At 40.8% G+C, this 1,871-nt stretch carries 1 protein-coding gene; it reads left to right on the top strand.

What is annotated here, in order from left to right; translation table 11 throughout:
• The first annotated feature begins 546 nt into the window (after positions 1-546).
• The gene (gene ltrA, locus PY093_RS21205) at positions 547-1,809 is read left to right on the top strand and encodes a group II intron reverse transcriptase/maturase (RefSeq protein WP_275647710.1); all 1,263 of its coding nucleotides are present in this window, start codon (positions 547-549) and stop codon (positions 1,807-1,809) included.
• Positions 1,810-1,871 lie beyond the last annotated feature (62 nt).

Raw genomic sequence — 1,871 nt, forward strand, 5'->3', positions numbered from 1 at the left:
TGTGCGCCACGAAAGTGTGCGTGAGTAGCGAGACTACTCAAGGCAGCTATGCTGTACAAATGATGACGGTGGGCCCGTCGGAATCGCCATACAGGTGGAGATTTCAAACTACCTTAAGGTGCTGTAGTCAAAAGCTATGGTATTGAGCGTTAAGGAAAAGGCAGTCAAGAACTGTCAAGTGAGTGTTATGGAGATGAACGAACAAGTAAACCACTTACGGAAATGTCGAAAGCGTAGAGACTCCATCAAAACCAGGGGGTAGTCGTTAATCTGGGACAAGTTTAGAGGAAACCTGTTTACTGTCTAAGCGGTGGGCGGCATAGAGGTGGCATGAACATAACACAGGCGTTTGTACGGAACGTGGGAACCTACGGGCTGATGTTAAGGGAGTATTTCAAGTGGAAGACCCACAAGAAAAGAGTACCGATGCAGTCATAGGGGCAGATTGGGTTGTAGTAGTGATGAAACTTCTGTAATAGAAGTAGAGCGAAGAATCCAAGTTATTCAGTTTCAAAGATAGGTCAACTTTGAAAGGAGGAGGAACCTATGCGAGAAGCAAAACCGTTTAGTATTTCAAAGAATGTAGTAATGACTGCATTTGAGCGAGTAAAGGCTAACAAAGGGACATATGGGATTGATGAACAATCTATTGAAAGTTTCGAAATGGACTTGAAAAATAATCTATACAAACTATGGAATCGTATGTCCTCAGGAAGCTATTTTCCAAAACCAGTAAAAGCAGTAGCGATACCCAAAAAGAATGGTGGAACAAGAACACTTGGAATTCCTACAGTTGAAGACCGAGTGGCACAGATGGTTGCGAAATTATATTTTGAACCAACAGTGGAGAAATTGTTCTACGAAGATTCTTATGGATACCGACCAAATAAATCGGCGATTCATGCGATCGAGGCTACAAGGAAAAGATGTTGGAGGAAAGACTGGGTGTTAGAGTTCGATATTAAGGGACTGTTTGATAATATCCGACACGATTACCTCATTGAAATGGTAAAACGTCATACAAATCAAGAATGGGTCATCTTATATATACAAAGATGGCTAACTACACCTTTTCAAATGGAGGACGGAACGTTAACAGAGCGAACTTCTGGCACTCCGCAAGGAGGAGTCATCAGTCCAGTTCTGGCGAACCTATTTCTTCATTATACATTTGATGATTTTATGGCAAAAGAATTTCCAAATATTCCTTGGGCAAGATACGCCGATGATGGAATAGCACACTGTGCCTCATTGAAACAAGCCAAATATCTTCAACGAAGACTGGAAGAAAGATTTCGGTTGTTTGGTTTGGAGTTGAACTTGGAGAAAACGAAAATTGTCTATTGTAAAGATGATGATAGGCAAGGGGAATATTCGACTATTTCTTTCGATTTTCTAGGATACACATTTCGTCCAAGACACTCAAAGAATAAATATGGAAAATTCTTTACAAACTTCTTGCCAGCTATTGCCGACAAGGCAAAGAAAGCAATCAGAAAAGAAGTGAGAAGTTGGCGATTACAGCTCAAAGTAGATAAAAATCTGCAGGATATTTCCAACATGTTTAATAAGAAAATCCAGGGATGGATTAATTATTACGGACATTTTTATAAATCGGAAATGTATAGCGTATTGCGATACATCAATAGTTGCTTGGTAAAATGGGTTCGCCGAAAATATAAGAAGCGAAAACATCGAAGAAGAGCAGAATATTGGCTAGGAGCTATTGCAAAGCGAGAAAGCAAGTTATTTGCGCATTGGAAATATGGAATACTACCGGCGATGAATAATGGGAGCCGTATGAGCTGAGAGGTTCACGTACGGTTCTGAGAGAGACTAAGGGGGAGGTTCCCTTGGTCTACTCACTGCAA

The sequence above is a fragment of the Cytobacillus sp. S13-E01 genome (assembly GCF_029193815.1).
In the GTDB taxonomy this organism is placed as follows: domain Bacteria; phylum Bacillota; class Bacilli; order Bacillales; family Bacillaceae_L; genus Bacillus_BV.